This window comes from Geomonas diazotrophica (assembly GCF_018919385.1).
GTDB classification, from domain to species: Bacteria; Desulfobacterota; Desulfuromonadia; order Geobacterales; family Geobacteraceae; genus Geomonas; species Geomonas diazotrophica.
In genome coordinates this window covers 1-13,590 of record NZ_JAHLMF010000010.1, presented here as the reverse complement: position 1 = coordinate 13,590, position 13,590 = coordinate 1, and the positions used below count along the sequence as shown (strand labels likewise).

Annotated in this window: 10 protein-coding genes; 7 read left to right on the top strand and 3 right to left on the bottom strand. The window is 60.1% G+C overall.

The window, feature by feature from the left end:
- Positions 1–220: 220 nt before the first annotated feature.
- Positions 221–2,617, bottom strand: a complete 2,397-nt coding sequence (locus KOM00_RS12360; protein ID WP_216499229.1) for a PAS domain-containing protein — start codon at positions 2,615–2,617, stop codon at positions 221–223.
- Positions 2,618–2,887: 270 nt separating this feature from the next.
- On the opposite strand from KOM00_RS12360, the gene KOM00_RS12355 reads away from it, so the two are divergent.
- The 3 genes from KOM00_RS12355 to KOM00_RS12345 all read left to right on the top strand — a co-directional run bounded on the left by KOM00_RS12355 (position 2,888) and on the right by KOM00_RS12345 (position 5,081).
- A complete protein-coding gene (locus KOM00_RS12355; protein WP_216499228.1) occupies positions 2,888–3,073 on the top strand; it encodes a hypothetical protein in 186 nt (61 codons plus the stop codon).
- A 12-nt stretch (positions 3,074–3,085) separates the two neighbouring features.
- Entirely contained in the window at positions 3,086–3,916 is an 831-nt protein-coding gene (gene mutM, locus KOM00_RS12350) for a bifunctional DNA-formamidopyrimidine glycosylase/DNA-(apurinic or apyrimidinic site) lyase (protein WP_216499227.1), read from the top strand.
- A 100-nt stretch (positions 3,917–4,016) separates the two neighbouring features.
- Complete coding sequence (locus KOM00_RS12345; protein ID WP_216499226.1) at positions 4,017–5,081, top strand: NADH:flavin oxidoreductase/NADH oxidase; 1,065 nt, start codon at positions 4,017–4,019, stop codon at positions 5,079–5,081.
- Between the two features lie 79 nt (positions 5,082–5,160).
- On the opposite strand, the gene KOM00_RS12340 is transcribed toward KOM00_RS12345, so the two are convergent.
- The gene (locus KOM00_RS12340) at positions 5,161–5,502 is read right to left on the bottom strand and encodes a hypothetical protein (protein WP_216499225.1); all 342 of its coding nucleotides are present in this window, start codon (positions 5,500–5,502) and stop codon (positions 5,161–5,163) included.
- Positions 5,503–5,739: 237 nt separating this feature from the next.
- On the opposite strand from KOM00_RS12340, the gene KOM00_RS12335 reads away from it, so the two are divergent.
- Positions 5,740–6,414, top strand: a complete 675-nt coding sequence (locus KOM00_RS12335) for a Bax inhibitor-1/YccA family protein (protein WP_216499224.1) — start codon at positions 5,740–5,742, stop codon at positions 6,412–6,414.
- A 69-nt stretch (positions 6,415–6,483) separates the two neighbouring features.
- On the opposite strand, the gene KOM00_RS12330 is transcribed toward KOM00_RS12335, so the two are convergent.
- Positions 6,484–7,308 (bottom strand): CvfB family protein, encoded by an 825-nt coding sequence (locus tag KOM00_RS12330; protein ID WP_216499223.1) that lies wholly within the window; start codon positions 7,306–7,308, stop codon positions 6,484–6,486.
- Between the two features lie 270 nt (positions 7,309–7,578).
- Here KOM00_RS12330 and KOM00_RS12325 point away from each other — a divergent pair, with 270 nt between their 5' ends.
- The 3 genes from KOM00_RS12325 (at position 7,579) to KOM00_RS12315 (ending at position 13,510) form a co-directional block, all read left to right on the top strand.
- Positions 7,579–11,367: a PAS domain S-box protein gene (locus tag KOM00_RS12325; RefSeq protein ID WP_216499222.1), complete on the top strand. Its 3,789-nt coding sequence runs from the start codon at positions 7,579–7,581 to the stop codon at positions 11,365–11,367.
- Between the two features lie 85 nt (positions 11,368–11,452).
- On the top strand, positions 11,453–12,172 hold the full coding sequence (locus KOM00_RS12320) for a creatininase family protein (RefSeq protein WP_216499221.1): 720 nt from the start codon (positions 11,453–11,455) through the stop codon (positions 12,170–12,172).
- A 732-nt stretch (positions 12,173–12,904) separates the two neighbouring features.
- Positions 12,905–13,510 (top strand): hypothetical protein, encoded by a 606-nt coding sequence (locus KOM00_RS12315; RefSeq protein ID WP_216499220.1) that lies wholly within the window; start codon positions 12,905–12,907, stop codon positions 13,508–13,510.
- Positions 13,511–13,590 lie beyond the last annotated feature (80 nt).

Genomic DNA, 13,590 nt, shown 5'->3' with positions numbered 1-13,590 from the left:
TTTTTTAGCCGGTCGCGCAGAATAATTTCCGCACCTCCCGTGGGACATCGCGGTCTTTCGATAAATCCAAGACGGTTCGTGTTGTGGCGGGGTCCGCCTTGCCAACTGGTGAAACCGGCATTCCGGCGCAACAGACAGACACTGTTTTAGTAATGACGAAAAAAGAAGGGGTGACAGGGGGGCGCCCCACGGGGATGGTTTTCGTCCGGGCAGGTGTGGACTAGCGGCGAGAGGTGCCGTCGGCTTTGCGTGGGTTGGAGAGGGTGAAGTAGAAAGTCGCACCCTCATGCTCTTTTCCTTCTGCCCAGATGCTGCCGCCGTGGCGTTCGATGATGCGTCGCACGGTGGCCAAGCCGATGCCGGTCCCCTCGAACTCGGAGCCGTGCAGGCGCTGGAAAGGTTGGAACAGCTTTTCGACGTAGGCCATGTCGAAGCCCACCCCGTTGTCCCTGACGAAGAAGGCGTGCCTTCCCCCGACCAGGGTCTGGCCGAACTCGATGCGCGGGGAGAGGGTGCGGGAGGAGTACTTGACCGAGTTGCCCAGGAGGTTCTGCAGCACGAGCCTCACCAAGGCGCTGTCGCCGAAGGCGCTGATCCCCGGCTGGACCACGAATTCCGGCGGGTTGTCGGATTCGTCGCTGAGCATGTCCACCACGTCGGCGGCCAGTTGGCTGATGTTGAAGGTGCTCCGTTTCATGATGGCGCGCCCGACCCGGGTGAGGGCTAACAGGTCGTCGATCTGTTTCCCCATCCGGTTACTGGCGGTGCAGATGCGCTCCAGGTAGTAACGGGCCTCCTCCGGGAGGGAATTGCCATGCTCCTCGACCAGGATCGAGCTGTAGCTGTTGATGTGCCGCAGCGGCGCGCGCAGGTCGTGCGAGACGGAGTAGCTGAAGGATTCTATCTCCTTCTTGGCCGCCACGAGCTGCGAGGTCCTCTCGATGACCCGGCGATCCAGCTCGTCGTTGAGGTTGCGGATCGCCTCCTCGGCGGCCTTTCTCTCCGTGATGTCCTTGATGGTTCCGATCATGCGCGCCTGCTTTCCGCCCGCATCCCTGGTCAGTTCGCAGCACTCGGTCACCCAGCGTTCCTCGCCGTCGTTGTGCCTCCTGATCTTGTATTCGTGTTCGAAGGGGCGGTCGTTGCTTATGGCGGCACGGTAACTGTCGATGAACTGCTCCCGGAACTCCTCGTGCACGATCTCGAAGTGCCCCTGCAAGGTCTTCGGATAGGCTGCGTCGATTCCCAGGATCTCCTCCAGCTTGCTGGAGCAGACCCACTGGTCCTTGGCCAGGTCGAGGACGTAGCTCCCCAACTGGGCGATCCTCTGGGTCTCCCGCAGCAGGCGGTCGTTGTCCGCGAGCACCTGCTCGCGCTTTTTCTGCTCGGTCACGTCTTCCAGGGTCACCACCGTCCCGCTCACGGTGCTGGCGGTGTCCAGGAAGGGAGCGGTGCTGATGGAGAGCACCGCGCTGCTGCCGTCAGGCCGGGTGAAGATGAAGCAGGACTGCAGCAGACAGCGTCCCTGTTCCAGGATCTGACCCAGCGAAAGTTCGCCGCCGGTGTGCTGTTCCTGTTCCGCCGAGAAAATCGAGTCGATGACAGGGGGCTCCCTGTGTGCCATCTGCTGCTTGGTCAACCCGAGGATCCGCTCCGCCTTCGGGTTTACGAAGGTGGTGTTGCCGTCGGACTCGATGAACATGATGCCGACAGGGCTGGTAGCCGTGATCAGGTTCAGCAGGCCGTGCTCCATCTGCAACAGGTGCTCCATGAGCTTGGCCTGGTTTATGTCCAGCAGGGTACCGGCCAGCCGGCGCGCCTTGCCGGATGCGTCGCGCTCCGCAGCCTTGCCGGTACAGCGGAACCAGTGCCATTTCCCCTCGTTGGTTTTCAGGCGGAACTCGATCTCGAATTTTTCGATGGCGCCGCTGATGCAGTTCTCCAGCACGCGGCGCGCGTTCTCGAGGTACTGCGGATGGATGATGTTGGTCCAGTCCTCGAGGCGCACCTGCATCTGTCCGCCGCTATAGCCCAGCATCTCGTAGCAGTAGGGGCTGAAGTAACAGTCGTTTTCCGCGACATCGAAGTCCCAGATCCCCAACTCCGCCGCGTCGAGCGCGACCCGGTGGCGGTCTTCGCTGAGCGCAAGCTCCTGGTGGGCTTCATACTGGGCCGTGGTGTCGATGGTGCAGACCTGGTAGCCGATCAGGAGACCGTCTGCGCCGCGCAACGGGGCGACGACCGCCCGGAGACGTGAGACGGCGCCATCGGCAAAATGGTACTGAAACTGCTGGTTCCACTGCTGCCCCGCCTCCATCGCGGCCTGGAATGAGGTAGCCAGGCCCTCTCGCTCCTGGGGATTGAGATAGCCCATCCGGTGGGTCCCAGCGTCGCCAGGGCCTGCGGAACAACAAGGAGACGAAGCCAAAGGCCGCCCTTGCGTGTCGGTCTGGTATACCCCCGAGGGGGCCGACCAGAACATGTTGCGCAGCACCTGCTCGTAGGGGGGGGCAGGCAAAGCCGGTGGTGATACGGCCAGGGCGTCGCCCCCGATGCAGGTGCGGGGAGCGCTGTTGTTATGATCGGTGACCTGGTTTACCTGCGACAATCGATTCATGTGCTCCCCCTTGGGCAACGATCTGTCCAAGCACCTCGGCAAACTACCTGCAGTTCCACCACTGTCTCTGCCACACCGCCGGGGCAGTCACAGATAAAGTTTTTTTAATATAAACACAATCCGTCAAAGTAGCAACAATAAATTATAAAAAATCAATGTCAGTTTTCAAATCATTGCAGCGAGGCCGGTGACAATGTGCGACCTAAGAGTTGACTGCCACAGCATGTTTGCAGTAGTAATTAAGGAAACATCAGACAAAGGGGGATCACCATGGAAGCCACCGGCACCTGCCACTGCGGAGCGAAACACACCGGACACATCTGCATGCTCAAAAGCGCCGGACGCCTGGAAGAGGTCGCTCACCTTACCAGCAGCCCGACGGTCGTCTGTTTTACCTGTGGGACGGAGGCCAACTCCGAAGACAACGTCTGCAGCCCAATGGCCCTGGACAAGTAACCGGGAGCGATCATGCCAGAGTTACCCGAAGTCGAAGTCACGCGGCTGGGGATAAAGGACCACCTGACCCTCGCGCGCATCGCCTCAGTCGAGCTTTACATCCCAAAACTGCGCAACATGGTCCCGGAGGGGCTCTCCCAGCTCCTCGCTGGGCAGACGGTCCGATCGGTGGAGCGGCGCGGCAAGTACCTGATCCTCGACTGCGGCGCAGGCTCACTGCTGCTGCACCTGGGGATGACCGGCCACCTGCGTCTGGTGCCCGCCTCGGCCGCGCCGGGGCCCCACGACCACTTCGACCTGCGGCTCGATTCCGGAATCGTGCTCCGGCTGAACGACCCGCGCCGCTTCGGCTCGATCCATTTCGCCGGTTCGAACCCGCTGCAACACCAGTTGCTCCGCAAGATCGGTCCCGAACCGCTCACCGATGCCTTCGCCCCGGAGTACCTTTACCGGCTGAGCCGAGGCAGGAAAGTCGCCCTGCAGCGCTTCCTGATGGACAGCGCGGTCGTGGCCGGAATCGGCAACATCTACGCCGCGGAAAGCCTCTTTCGCTGCCGGCTGCACCCGGACACCCCGGCAGGGGAGTTGTCCTCGGCCGACTGTGCCGCGCTGGTCGCCGCCATCAAGGAGACCCTCGCCACCGCCATCGCCACCGGGCGCTCAACCATGGACTTTCTGAAAACCGAAGAGCGGCTCGCCTACTTCCCGCAGCAGCTCTACGTCTACGGGCGGGCAGGGCTCCCCTGCCGGGAATGCGGCACCCCCGTCCGCAGGGGAAGACTCGGCAACCGCTCCACCTTTTTCTGCGCGGAGTGCCAGCCGGAGCACCGGTCGCCACGGTGAAGGCAGCGGCCCCTATCGTTGAAGTCGTTCCAATGCCTGCTAAACTGCCGCAGGAACTGCACCCCTGTCACATCACATAAGCTTCGGGAGGTTTTCCAGCATGAGCATCCTTTTCACACCTCTTACCCTGCGGGAATTGGTCTTCAAGAACCGCATCTTCGTCTCCCCGATGTGCATGTACTCCAGCAAAGACGGGCTCCCCACCGACTGGCACATGGTGCACCTTGGGAGCCGGGCCGTAGGGGGCGCCGGCCTGGTCATGGTCGAGGCGACCGCGGTCACGCCGCAGGGGCGCATCTCCCCGGACGACAGCGGCATCTGGAGCGCCGAGCACGCCGCCGCCTTCGCACCCATCACCCGCTTCATCAAGGAGCAGGGTTCGGTCCCGGGCATCCAACTCGCGCACGCGGGGCGCAAGGCATCAACCGACCTTCCCTGGAAGGGAGGCCGACCGGTAGACGTCAACCACCGCGGCTGGCAGACCATCGCCCCCAGCCCGGTTCCCTTTTCCACCGAGGAGCCGGTGATCCCCCGCGAGGCGACCCTGGAGGACCTTGAGACGCTCCTCGGACAATTCGCCGCGGCTGCCCGGCGCAGCGTCGAGGCCGGCTTCGAGGTGGCCGAGATCCACATGGCGCACGGCTACCTGCTGCACCAGTTCCTGTCTCCGCTCTCCAACCGGCGCACCGACGATTTCGGCGGCTCCCTGGAGAACCGCTGCCGGTTTCCGCTCAGGGTCGCCAAGGCGGTGCGCGACCTCTGGCCCGAGCACCTCCCCCTGTTCGTGAGGGTCTCGGCGTCGGACTGGATGGAAGGGGGGTGGGACCTGGAGCAGACCCTGTACCTGACCAGGGCCTTGAAGGAGATGGGGATCGATTTCATCGATTGCTCCTCGGGGGGGATGGTTCCCGAGGCCATGCCGCCGTTTGGCCCCGGCTTCCAGACCCCTTTTGCAACGGCCATCAGGCAGGAAGTCGGCATCCCGACCGGAGCGGTGGGTGTCGTCACCGACCCGGTCCAGGCGGAGCAGATCGTGGCGACCGGCTTGGCCGATGCCGTACTACTCGCGCGCGCCATGCTGCGGGACCCGTACTGGCCGCTGCACGCCGCCAAGGCGCTGGGAGCCGACGTTCCCTGGCCGGTGCAGTACGAGAGGGCGAAATGATGAGGGGGTGAACAGGTTGACCGAAGGGGAGGGGAGTCGCGAAAGGCGGCAGGGAATCAACCCCCTGCCGCCTTTTTTCTTAGTCGGCTGCCACCACGTGGATGGCTACGATCGCCGCTACCGCGCCGACCCAGTACACCCAGCGGTATTCGCCGAAGTGCACGTCGCAGAACTCCTTGAAGGTAAGGCCGCTGTGGCTCTTCCGAGGACGCTCCTCAGTGGCACCCTGGGTGGTACCCTGCGCGTCGTTGACAGCAACCACGGTCGCCTCGCGCTCCTCGCGCGGCATGAGGTTGACGCTCTTTTGCATCGGCGCGGCCTGCTGTGCTGGCTGGTTCAGCAGGGGCGCGACCTCCTGGGCACCGGCCGCAGCCGGGGCGAACGAGGCGAGGCAGACAAGAATGGCTAGTTTTTTCAGCATGGGTTGATCCTCCTTTAAGTCAATGCGGCAGGAACGCCGCTAAAGGGTGCCGTTGTTGCACCAAAATAACAGGAAACATGATTGTAACATCCCCCCTTGCATATTCACGCCTAGATCGTTATTTTTCTGCCTGACCACATAGGTTCATGATATAAAGAAGGGGCGTAATATCAGTGACAACTGCGACGTGAACCTTGTGTTACAGGCCGCAGCTGCCAATCAAACAGGGAGCCATGAATGGAAAGATATCAGACTCAGTACCGGACCATTAGCGTAGTCAACAGCGGCGTAATGAGGGGAGTCTACGGCTGGATGAGTGGGGGACTTTTGCTCACCGCTCTCGTTTCGGTGATAACCGCATCGTCGCCGGCACTTTTGCAGGCGATCCTGGGCAACCGCATCCTCTTCTACGCCCTGATCTTCGGCGAACTCGGCCTCGTGGTAGCCATAAGCGGCGCCATCAACAGGATCAGCACCGCCACCGCGAGCCTGCTCTTCTTGCTCTACGCGGCGCTGAACGGCCTGACAATGTCCACCATTTTCGTCGCTTACACGCACTCCTCCATAGCGTCGACCTTCCTGGTCACCGCCGGGATGTTCGGCGCCATGAGCCTGTACGGCTACCTCACCAAGAGCGACCTCACTTCCTGGGGGAGTTTCCTGTTCATGGGGCTGGTAGGCGTGGTAATCGCCTCCTTGGTGAACATCTTCCTGCACAGCTCGATGCTCAACTGGGTGCTGAGCCTGTGCGGCATCATCGTCTTCACCGGCCTTACCGCCTACGACACCCAGAGGATCAAGCAGATGGGCAATTCGGGCGGCAAGGGAGCCATTCTCGGCGCGCTCACCCTCTACCTCGACTTCATCAACATGTTCCTGCTGCTGCTCAGGTTCTTGGGCGATCGCAGGTAACAGCAAATAAAAGAACCCCGGCGCAGGTACCTACGCCGGGGTTCACCTCGCTGGTCGGGGAGGGGGGACTTAACGCAGCCTGATCCCCTCCTTGGTAATCTCGATGATCCCTTCCCGGTACAGGTTGCCGATCACGGCCTTGAAGTTTTTCTTGCTCATCCGGAACATCTCCGCGATCAGCTCCGGAGCCGACTTGTCCCCAACGGGAAGGAAGCCGCCCCGCTCACTGAGTACCCGCAACAGGGTCTCCCGGCCGCCGGTGAGGTCCTGCCTCCCCCCCTTCCTCAGGGTCACGTCTATCTTGCCGTCGTCACGGATCTTCTTCACGTACCCCTTGGCGCAGTCGCCGACCCGGTACCTGCCGAAGAGCTCGGTCTTGAACAGCAGCCCGTCGTAGCGACCGTCGATGATGACCTTGGCGCCCAGGTTGCCGAACTCGTAGAAGGTAAGCGCGACGTCCTGCCCCTCCTTGAGTCCCGCAGCCGACTTCTCAAGGAACTTCCCTATCTTGGCCGATGCCGCGATCCGGTCGGAGCGGTCCAGGTACACCCGGACCAGGTGCCGTTCCCCTTTCTGCATGGGACGCGGCTGCTCGCTGAATGGGACCAGCAGGTCCTTTTCCAGTCCCCAATCCAAAAAGGCGCCCACCGGGCCCACGTCCTTCACTTCCATGAGTGCGAAATCGCCCACCTGGGCCTTGGGCTCCAGGGTGGTAGCGATGAGCCGGTCCTCTGAGTCGAGGTAAACGAATACCTTCAGGTGCTCGCCGTGGTGCAGCCCTTCCGGGACGTACTTGGTCGGCAAAAGGATCTCTCCCAGCTCCGACGCGAGGTAGGCACCTATGGCGCTCAGCTTCTTCACTTCCAAACGGTTGTACTTGCCGATTTCTAGCATCTTTGTCTCTGCTCCAGTAGCGCGGTTCTAATGTTTTGCCGCCGCAAACCGAAATACTATATCAAATCGCTGCGCGAGCCTATCAATCTTTTCTGTGCCAGGGGCAGCCACCACCCGGTGGCCCGCCGGGTATTACATGAAAAACCCAAAAAAAACAATTACTTCACCAAAGACCGGAGAAAACTTTTTAGCTGGACAGCTCCGATATTTTCATACTATGGTAACAATTTGCAGAACGCCGCGTTCCGCGCACCTTCCAGTGGAGGCTGATTGCGCCCCATTAGCCTGAAAAACAAGATGACGGCAACCATATCCCTGCTGATAGCGGGGCTGCTGTCCATTCTTGCGCTTAGCACCCACCTTTATTTCACCGACCAGATAAAGGGACTGCTTTACACGCAACAGTTCAGCATGGTATCCGCCCTGGCCGACCAGATCGACGACAAGTTCCGGCTGTCGCAGGCCGAACTGGTGGCCACCGCACGCACCCTCAAAGCCGACGCGTTGCGTAACCCGCACAACCTGCAAAGCTTCTTCGACCAGCGGCCGGGAAACCTGACCATGTTCGACAACGGGCTGTTCCTCTTTTCCGCCCAGGGAACGCTCCTCTCGGGAAACCCGCTCGACAGCGGCATAATCGGCAAGAACTTCCTCTACCGCGACTACCTGAAAAAAACCCTCGCCACCAAACAGCCCTTCGTCTCCGCCCCCTTCATCTCCGCCCAAACGCACCGGCACCCGATCATCATGCTCACTGCACCGGTGCTGGACGAGAAGGGAGACGTGGCTGCGGTCCTGGCGGGGAGCATAGACCTTGCCAAGGACAACTTCATCACGAAGGTCGGCAAGATCACCCTTGGCGAAAAGGGCTACCTCTACCTGTACAGCCCCGACCGGGTGATGATCGCCCACCCGGACAGCCGCAGGATTTTCAAGCAGGACGTCCCGCTTGGGAAAAACCGTCTCTATGACGAGGCGATCGAGGGGTTCGAGGGGACCGGGGAAACCACCAACTCCAGGGGTCTCCACGTCATTAGCTCCTTCAAGCGGCTCCAGACAACCAACTGGATCCTCGCCAGCAACTTCCCGCAGCAGGAGGCCTACGCCCCGATCTACCGGGCACGCAGCTACATCCTCGCCGCGCTGTTCGTGGTATTTCTCATCTCCATGCTCGTGGTCTGGCTCTGCACGAAGTTCCTGACCGCCCCGCTTATCTCCTTCACCGAACAGATCAGGATGCTGACCCAGAACAAGGAGGGGGAGACCGCGCCAGTCAATATCGCAGCAGGCGATGAGATCGGCGTGCTCGGAGAGGCCTTCAATCAGCTCCTGAAGGAACTGCAACAGCAAAAATTCGAGCTGAAACGGCAACTTGAATTCTCCCAGAAGCTCCTCGAGGTGACGCCGATCCCGGTGTTCTACAAGGGGGCCGATGGCAGGTATCTCGGTTGCAACCAGGCCTTCCTCGACTTCACAGGTCTCACCAGGGAACGGGTGATCGGCAAGACCGTCTTCGACGTCACTCCCGGACCGCTCGCCCAAGTACACCACCGTTCGGACCAGGAGTTGATTTCCGGGGGCGGCCTCCAGGTCTACGAAAGCAAAACCTCGCACGTCGATCAGGCAGAGCGTGACGTCATCTTCTTCAAGACCAGTTTTACAGCCGCAAACGGCGCCTGCGGCGGGGTGCTGGGCGTCATGCTCGACATCACCGAACACAAAAAGGCAGAGGCGGACCTGCAGTCGCAGAAGGAATTTGCCGAGAGCCTGGTGTTGAACATGACGCAACCCACGTTCGTGCTGGACTGCGAGCACCGCGTCATCATGTGGAATCGGGCGCTGGAGACCCTCACCGGGATCAAGCCAGGCGAGGTGCTCGGCTCGCACCATCTCGGCAAGATCTTTTACGAGGCAGACAGGCCGGTCCTGGCAGACCTGGTGCTGGACGGAAACCCCGACGAGGCCGTCAAGTACTACAGCAATTATCGCAAGTCCTCCCTGATCGAGGGAGGGGTGCAGGCCGAAGGATGGTACGAGGATCCGGACGGCAAGGGGCACTACATCACCCTCAACGCGGCGCAGATCCGCGACCGTCAGGGGAGGGTGGTCGGCGCCATCCAGAGCCTGGAGGACATCACCGAGCGCAAGCAGGCCGAGGACGCACACGAAAAGACCCGGCGCCAATTGCAGCTCATCCTTGACGCTGCAGGTGAAGGGATCAACGGCGTCGACATGCAGGGGCGCATCACCTTCGTCAACCCGGCAGCGGCGCAGATGGTGGGTTGGACCCAGGAGGAGCTCCTGGGGCAGCACCAGCACTCCCTTATGCACCACACCAGGGAGGACGGCTCCCCGTTCCCGGAACAGGAGTGCCCGCTGTCGGCTGCCTGCTACGACGGACGTCCCTACCAGGGGAGCGACGAGTTGTTCTGGCGCAAGGACGGAAGCAGTTTCTACGCCGAGTACAACTGCAGGCCGCTGCGCGAGGGCGGAGAGTTGGTAGGTGCCGTGGTCGTCTATAAGGACGTGACCGAACGCAGGCAGGCCGACGAGCAGTTGCTGAAGCTGTCCCAGGCAGTGATGCAGAGTCCCGTCGCCATCATAATCACGGATGCCACAGGCAAGATCGAGTTCGTCAACCCGCGTTTCACCGAGGTCGCAGGCTACACCTCGGACGAGGTCATCGGACAGAACCCGCGCATCCTGCAAAGCGGCAGGACCTCGCCCGAACTCTACCAGGGGATGTGGGACACCATCACCTCGGGCCGCGTCTGGACCGGCGAGTTGTACAACCGCCACAAAAACGGCACCACCTTCTGGCAGCACGCAACCATCTCCCCCATCCTGAACAGTTCCGGCACCATCAGCCACTTCATGGCCTTCATGGAAAGCATCGGCGATCGAAAGAAACTCGAGGAACAGCTGAGGCAGGCACAGAAAATGGAGGCGATCGGGCAGCTTGCAGGCGGGGTTGCCCACGATTTCAACAACATACTCACGGTCATCCTCGGCTTCGGACAGCTGTTGCAGCACTCCCTGCCCAAAGGCGACCCCATGCTGGACCACATGGAGCAGATCCTCGACGCAGCCGACCGGGCGACGCACCTCACCAGGAGTCTTCTGGCCTTCAGCCGCAAGCAGGTCATGGTGATGCAGCAGGTTGAGCTGAACGAACTGACCCGTAGGCACGCCAAGTTCCTGGTCCGGATCATCGGCGAAGACGTGACCCTCAAAACCTCCTTCAGCAACCAGGAGCTGCTGGTAATGGCAGACAGTGGACAACTGGAGCAGGTGCTGATGAACCTCGCCACCAACGCCAGGGACGCCATGCCTACCGGCGGTGAGCTCACCATCAAGACCGAGCTGGTCACCCTCGACAAGGAATTCCATCGCCAGTACGGCTACGGCGTGCCTGGGCGCTACGCCCTCATCACCGTGGCAGACTCCGGCACCGGGATGGATGCTGAAACCCAGCAGAAGATATTCGAGCCCTTCTTCACCACCAAGCTCCCCGGGCGCGGCACCGGACTGGGGATGTCTATCGTGTACGGGATCATCAAGCAGCACGGCGGGTACATCACCGTCTTCAGCCAGGTGGGCTTCGGCACGACGTTCAGCATCTACCTGCCGCTGATCACCGAGAAGGTGCAACCGAGCGAGAAGCCCGCCACCTTCATCCCGGAAGGGGGGAGCGAGACCATCCTGGTCGTGGAGGACGACGCTGCGGTGGGGCGGCTGGTTGAGTCGGTCCTTAAGAGGTATGGCTACCAGGTCATATTGGCGAGCAGCGGCGACGACGCGTTGCACCTTTTCGAGTCGAGGTGGCAGGAGATCAGCCTGGCCCTGCTTGACGTGATCATGCCCAAGATGAACGGCAAGCAACTCTGCGAGGAGTTGCGCAGGCTTTCGCCCCAGTTGAAAGTGTTGTTCCTGAGCGGGTATACGGCCGACATCATACAGGACAAGGGGATCTTCCTGGAAGAGGGCGTCGACATCATCAAGAAACCGGCTAGGCCCATCGAACTTGCCAGGAAGGTGCGGGAGATGCTCGACACCTGACCCCCTTCCCCCATACCCGAACAGGGGAGGGGAGGCACATTCCAAAAAAAATTCATACAATTCAACTACTTAAAGGGGCAATATTGTGCTGATCGAGAACATCACCATGGATGAGTTCGCCCAGGGGCTGGAGGTATGCAAGACCGTTTATATTCCTTTTGGATCCGTCGAAGAGCATGGCAGCCATTTGCCGCTTTCTACAGACACCATCGAGGCTTACGAGGTGGGAAAACGAGCCGCCGAGCGGATTCCTCTGTTCGTGGCGCCGCCGGTACATTACGGCTGCTGCCGCTCGACGTCGCGCCATCCAGGCACCGTGTCCATCAGCACGGGGACTTTGAAGGCATTGTTGAAGGACATCGTGCGCTCGCTGCACGCCCAGGGGCTCGTTAACTTCATCGCGCTTACCGGGCACGCCGGCGGTTCACACCGCATGGCGCTTCAGGATGCCGGCGAGGAACTGATCCAAGAATTGCCCGACATAAACGTGGCCGTCGTCACCGAGTACGAACTTGCCAAGGAAAGCGGAGCCCATCTGATCGAGACCCGCGGCGATGCCCATGCCGGCGAGATCGAGACCTCGCGCATCATGCATTCGCATCCGCATCTGGTCAAAGGCCTTTCTGCTGCCGAGTACCCCAATTTTCCGACCGGGATCCTGGTTCGGGACAAGCAAAGCTTCTGGCCCGGCGGAGTCTGGGGTGACCCGGGCAAGGCTAACGCGGAAAAGGGCAAGATCCTGGAATCACTGGTGGCCGACAAGGTTGTCGAGTTGGTCAAGGCCCTCGAGAGCCGCCTCTGGTAGTTGCCCAAAAAAGCGGCTTCCAAATTTGGCGTATAAAGGGACTTTTCGATCGGGTGCAGGGGTAACCTTGCACCCGTTTTTTGCTGCGGACGAGCTAGGAGGGCTTTTATGGGTTTCAGCGGCCTTCGACCTGCCGAAAGCTTCTTTGCCCGCAACGATGGGACAAACGGGACGGTGTGTAACGCGAACTTCGAAGCTGGGAGAGTTTCTTAAGCGAGACCTTTGTTGTGAAAGCGCAGGTGGCGTCAGCGAGGGATCGACCGGGGCGTGAACCGATCACGAAGGAAACGGGACGCGGCGCGCGTGATCAGGGCGGAGGAGAATTACGTCGAACCGTTATCGAGAGAGTGACAGATCTAACCGCCAGGCACCTGTCGGGCACGACGTACCATTTTCTTCGGCAGGGAAGCGTTCCGAAAGACGGGGAGGACCCTCGAGGGCCAACCAAATAAAAATACCTACTTGCAACTTGACATAATATATCTTATGGGACATTTCAGGAAGAAATGTCTAATGATAAATCGTCCCTTCTTTCTTTAACCTCTAATGCCTACGGGCGGGACATAACCAAAGCGGCTATCGGCTGTCAGTCATGTGAACTCTTCGCAGACTGCTCCACGATAGGCCGCTTTTTTTGCGTTGAGTGGTCCGGGGCTGATTCCTTCCAGTTCCGCGAAGCGGCAACGCCTCTTGGGTTTATTACCTGTTCGCAATCTCTGACAGAGGTTGAGAATGGGTAAAGCTCTCTATAAGTACCTCTCCGGGTTTTCCTCCCTTGAAGATTATATAGAAGCTCAAGGGTTGAAACGCCAGCTTCAAACGGCTGAAGGCCGTCAAGCGTATCTCCGTGAAAGTCCTCTCTACAGGAAACAGGCGGGACGGATCGGGTTTAAGGTGCGCTCCTATCGCTCCGGCGAAATAACCGGGGCTCAGTTCCTGACCGGCAGACAACACAAGGTGATGCCCCCTTCCCGCTCCGGTGATGTTGTCTCTGACGGGTTCACCCAGTCGGCAAAAAACAAAATTCGCAGGGCTGTTGAGTGTTCCTCTGCTTTTCTTGGCAAGTTTTGCACCCTTACCTTTTCCCCTCGTTTTGTTCGTGATCTGCAAAATGATATTCAATGCGGTTATGTGGTGCCCAGGCCCAAAAATGATCCTCTTGAGTCCGATGGGACCATAAATCACAAATGGGCAAAAGAAGAATTAAAGAGGTTTCTCAATACCTGTTCTGTCAAACAAAAGCGTCTTGGTCGTGTGCTCAATTATCTATGGGTCGCGGAGTGTGAACCGGCATGCAAAAATGACCCACCTTTAGGCCAAATCGGCGTCCAAAATTGACCCACCCCAGCATCCTTCTCCATACTCTCCGGACCTGACCAGAGAGGGAGAGCCCAAAGGAGATGCTGAACGTGGAAACC

Coding starts and splice junctions, on each gene's coding strand:
- KOM00_RS12360 (WP_216499229.1), bottom strand. CDS start 2,617: ATGAATCGATTGTCGCAGGTAAACCAGGTCACCGATCATAACAACAGC.
- KOM00_RS12355 (WP_216499228.1), top strand. CDS start 2,888: ATGGAAGCCACCGGCACCTGCCACTGCGGAGCGAAACACACCGGACAC.
- mutM (WP_216499227.1), top strand. CDS start 3,086: ATGCCAGAGTTACCCGAAGTCGAAGTCACGCGGCTGGGGATAAAGGAC.
- KOM00_RS12345 (WP_216499226.1), top strand. CDS start 4,017: ATGAGCATCCTTTTCACACCTCTTACCCTGCGGGAATTGGTCTTCAAG.
- KOM00_RS12340 (WP_216499225.1), bottom strand. CDS start 5,502: ATGCTGAAAAAACTAGCCATTCTTGTCTGCCTCGCCTCGTTCGCCCCG.
- KOM00_RS12335 (WP_216499224.1), top strand. CDS start 5,740: ATGGAAAGATATCAGACTCAGTACCGGACCATTAGCGTAGTCAACAGC.
- KOM00_RS12330 (WP_216499223.1), bottom strand. CDS start 7,308: ATGCTAGAAATCGGCAAGTACAACCGTTTGGAAGTGAAGAAGCTGAGC.
- KOM00_RS12315 (WP_216499220.1), top strand. CDS start 12,905: ATGGGTAAAGCTCTCTATAAGTACCTCTCCGGGTTTTCCTCCCTTGAA.